At 28.6% G+C, this 3,909-nt stretch carries 6 protein-coding genes; 5 read left to right on the top strand and 1 reads right to left on the bottom strand.

What is annotated here, in order from left to right:
- Positions 1-123: 123 nt before the first annotated feature.
- Positions 124-693 (bottom strand): adenylosuccinate lyase, encoded by a 570-nt coding sequence (locus tag ABY298_RS15380; RefSeq protein ID WP_372746934.1) that lies wholly within the window; start codon positions 691-693, stop codon positions 124-126.
- A gap of 196 nt (positions 694-889) precedes the next feature.
- Between ABY298_RS15380 and ABY298_RS15375 the strand changes: the two genes are divergently transcribed.
- From ABY298_RS15375 to ABY298_RS15355, 5 genes are all read left to right on the top strand, one after another.
- Entirely contained in the window at positions 890-1,876 is a 987-nt protein-coding gene (locus ABY298_RS15375; protein WP_372746933.1) for a DUF1028 domain-containing protein, read from the top strand.
- 3 nt (positions 1,877-1,879) lie between these two features.
- The gene (locus ABY298_RS15370) at positions 1,880-2,311 is read left to right on the top strand and encodes a heme-binding domain-containing protein (protein WP_372746932.1); all 432 of its coding nucleotides are present in this window, start codon (positions 1,880-1,882) and stop codon (positions 2,309-2,311) included.
- Positions 2,312-2,321: 10 nt separating this feature from the next.
- A complete protein-coding gene (locus ABY298_RS15365; RefSeq protein WP_372746931.1) occupies positions 2,322-2,981 on the top strand; it encodes a toxin-antitoxin system YwqK family antitoxin in 660 nt (219 codons plus the stop codon).
- Between the two features lie 79 nt (positions 2,982-3,060).
- Positions 3,061-3,687 carry a carbonic anhydrase gene (locus ABY298_RS15360; protein ID WP_372746930.1) on the top strand — a complete coding sequence of 209 codons (627 nt, stop codon included), beginning with the start codon at positions 3,061-3,063 and terminating at the stop codon, positions 3,685-3,687.
- An 89-nt stretch (positions 3,688-3,776) separates the two neighbouring features.
- The coding region (locus ABY298_RS15355) for a cold-shock protein (RefSeq protein WP_372746935.1) at positions 3,777-3,909 on the top strand (133 nt) is incomplete at its 3' end.

Below are 3,909 nucleotides of genomic sequence, written 5' to 3'. Positions count from 1 at the left end.
CTTTCTACTTTGTTTCTGTATCTACCGTCAATTGGAGATATGGCATTTAAGCTTGTTAATGTCATTTGTTAGTTTTAAGTTGAAAAATGCAAAATTAATGAAATTAAGCCAATTTTGGTACTTTTATTTCTTGTTTATCAGTGCTAAAGTCATTCTACCTCGTGCTTTATACGCGGCACTTTGTATGGCCATATTTTGTTCTATCAATAATTTTAATTCTGGATGAACCCAATCTATATTTTTTCCAAAAATGTATAAAGTGTTCATTGCATACGCTTTTGCTGCCACTTTATGGTTGCCAATCATCCAATCAAAACTTGCTTCAATAATTGTGTTAATTTCGGATTTTAAAAGTGTAGATTTTATTAAATTATCAGTTTTTGAGTTGTAAGCTATTGCTATAAAATTACATATTTTTGATAGTGGTCTAATTGCACTTTCAAATTTAACTAATGATATATTTTCAACAAAATAGGGTAAATGTGGAACTATAAAATCTAATTGTTGCTCACAAACTAATTCTAAAATCCAAGCAGCTTTAATAGAGATTTTATTATTTACATCAAAAGTAATTTTAAGTAAAAAAGGAAAAAGTTCATTATTTTTAAGTACTATTGTTGCTACTCGATCTCTATTTTTACGTTTAGCATTTTCAATATTTTCTAGTTGCGTAATTAAAAACTCTTTAGTCATTAGTATTCTTTAAATTTTTCTTTTCTTTTTTCTTGGGTGATACTTTATAAAGTAAATATACAAAGCCAGCAATAACATGTACTATTGCAATAATCATAATTGTGTAAAACCAAAAATTTGAAATTTCCATAAGTTATATTTTGTACCACATCAATAAAAATAAATTGATACCTTTAATTTTTTAAAATTAACAATTATGAAGTTTTTTTATGTATTAATTTTTACATTTCTTTTCACCATTAATTCACAGTCACAACAAGTTTTTTCAAAAAAAGAACCCTTTGCACATACTTATTCTATTGTTGCAAGAGATACTATTACTGGCGAAATGGGTGTTGCTGTGCAATCTAATTGGTTTTCTGTTGGCAGTTTGGTAACTTGGGGAAAAGCAGGAGTTGGAGTTGTGGCAACGCAATCTTTTATAAATCCTTCATTTGGCCCAAGAGGTTTGGCTTTATTGGAAAACGGATTAACACCAGATTTAGCTTTAAAAACATTACTACAATTAGATGAAAGTAGGGAAGTACGACAATTGGCAATTTTAGATGTTCATGGAGATGTTGCGGCCTTTACAGGTAAAAATTGTATTGAAGCTGCGGGACATATTGTGGGTGATAATTTTTCTGTTCAGGCAAATTTAATGGAAAAGAATACTGTTTGGCCAGCAATGGCAGAAGCTTTTAAAAACGCAAAAGGTAGTTTGGCAGAACGTATGATGGCAGCAATGGAAGCTGCACAAAAGGAAGGTGGAGATATTAGAGGTAAACAATCTGCAGCTATTTTAGTGGTTAAAGCTAAAAGTACCGGAAATAGTTGGGAAGATAAAGTTGTAGATTTACGAGTGGAAGATCATAAAAATCCTATTGAGGAAATGAGACGTTTGTTAACAATACATACGGCCTATGAATTTATGAATCAAGGCGATTTAGCCGTAGAAACAGGAAACAATGCTTTAGCAAAAGAGCATTATATGAATGCTCAAAAACTGAATCCTGATAATTTAGAAATGAAATATTGGTACGCAATTACATTGGCTAATAATGGTGAAATGCTGGAAGCTAAAAATATTTTAAAAGAACTATTTAAAAAAAACAATAAATGGAAAGTGTTAACGCCAAGGTTAGTAAAACCTGGATTATTAACCATTTCTGAAAAAGAATTACAAGAAATTTTAAATTTATAAAAAATGAAAAAAGTATTAGTTGCAGTTTTAGTAGTTGTGGTTTTAATTCAATTTATAAGACCAACAAAAAATAACTCAAAAATTGAAGTAAATTCAATTACAACGGTAATGGATGTTCCTATGGAAGTGCAGGAAATTTTAAAAACTTCGTGTAACGACTGTCATTCAAACAATACAGAATATCCTTGGTATAGTGAAGTAGCTCCGGTTTCGTGGTATTTAGCATCGCACGTGAATGAAGGAAAAGAGCATTTAAATTTTTCTGAATGGGCAAAATATAATGAAGATCAAAAAAATCATATAATTAACGATATTGAAGAAGAACTTACGGATAAAAAAATGCCTTTAAAAAGTTATTTAATTATACATGAAAATGCAGAAATGACTGATAATCAATATAAAATATTGTTGAATTGGGTTAAAACAATTAAATAAAAGCGAAAACATGAAATTTTATAAGAAAATTGTAACACTATTTGGTTGTTTACTATTGGTGGTATTAACGTCAAATGCCCAAGAGAATATAAATCAGTTAGATGCTAAAGGAAGAAAAACTGGAGTTTGGAAAAAGTACCATAGTAATAATAGAATTCGATACGAGGGTCAGTTTGAAGCCGATAAAGAAGTTGGTGTTTTTAAATATTATAGCATTTTAAGTTCAGATCATCCAATAATTATTAAAACTTTTGAAAAAGGAAGTTCAATTGCTCATGTAGTTTATTATGATGAAGATGGAACTATTGAAAGCGAAGGTAAAATGAATGGTAAAGATAGAATTGGAAAATGGATTTATTATTATACCGTTGGAAAAACAATTATGATTGAAGAAAACTATTTAAATGGAGTTTTAGAAGGAAATTATGTTAGTTATTTTAAAAACACTAAAATTAGTGAACAATTAAAATATAAAAATGGAAAACTACATGGAAATATAAAACGCTTTGCCGATAATGGTACATTAATAGAAGATTTACATTATGAAAATGGAGTTTTAAACGGACCGGCTAATTACTATAATATTGATGGAAAACTCATTTACACAGGAGTTTACGAGAATGATGAGAGAGTAGGCGATTGGAAATATTTTAATGATGGGAAAAATTAATTAAAGTAAAATATTTCATTTCATTATTTTTCTTTTATTTGCTTCAACCAAAAAGTATTATTAACTAAAATTATTAAAATTGAACATAGCAACTATATTTGAAAACAATAAAAAGTGGATTACGGAAAAGTTAAAAATAAATTCAGAGTATTTTACTGAACTTGGAAAAGGACAATCTCCACAAATTTTATATATAGGCTGTTCTGATAGTAGAGTATCGGCTGAAGAATTAATGGGTGTAGAGCCTGGTGATGTTTTTGTACATAGAAATATTGGAAATATGGTTCCTAATACCGATTTAAATGTAATGTCTGTTATTAATTATGCAGTAAGTCATTTAGAAGTGCAGCACGTAATTGTTTGCGGACATTATTCTTGTGGTGGAGTAAAAGCAGCTATGCAATCTAAAGATTTGGGTATTTTAAATCCGTGGTTAAGAAATATACGTGATGTGTATAGACTTCATAAAGATGAATTAGATTTAATTACTTGTGAAGACAAAAAGTACGATAGATTGGTAGAATTAAATGTGCAGGAACAATGTGTTAATATTTTAAAAACTTCAGATGTGCAACAAGCATTTAAAAAAAGAAATATTACAGTGCATGGTTGGGTTTGGGATATTCATACAGGAGAATTAATTGATTTAAAAATTAATTTCAATAAAATATTAGATGAAATAATGGAGATTTATAGATTGACTTAATCGATTGAAAATATAATCCATTAAAAATAATAGAATTAAATAATAAAGCAGTACATTTGCAACTAATATAATATTTTAAAATTTTAATAATGAGTAAAGGAACAGTAAAATTCTTCAATGAAGCTAAAGGATTTGGATTCATAAAAGAAGATGGTTCAAACAAAGAACATTTTGTACACATTTCTGGATTAATCGATGAGATTCGTGAAGGTGATGAGGTAG

Origin of the sequence: Lutibacter sp. (assembly GCF_041596795.1) — a bacterium.
Classification (GTDB): domain Bacteria; phylum Bacteroidota; class Bacteroidia; order Flavobacteriales; family Flavobacteriaceae; genus Lutibacter.
The sequence above is the reverse complement of the archived record's forward strand: the minus strand, read 5'-3'. Positions and strand labels throughout refer to the sequence as shown.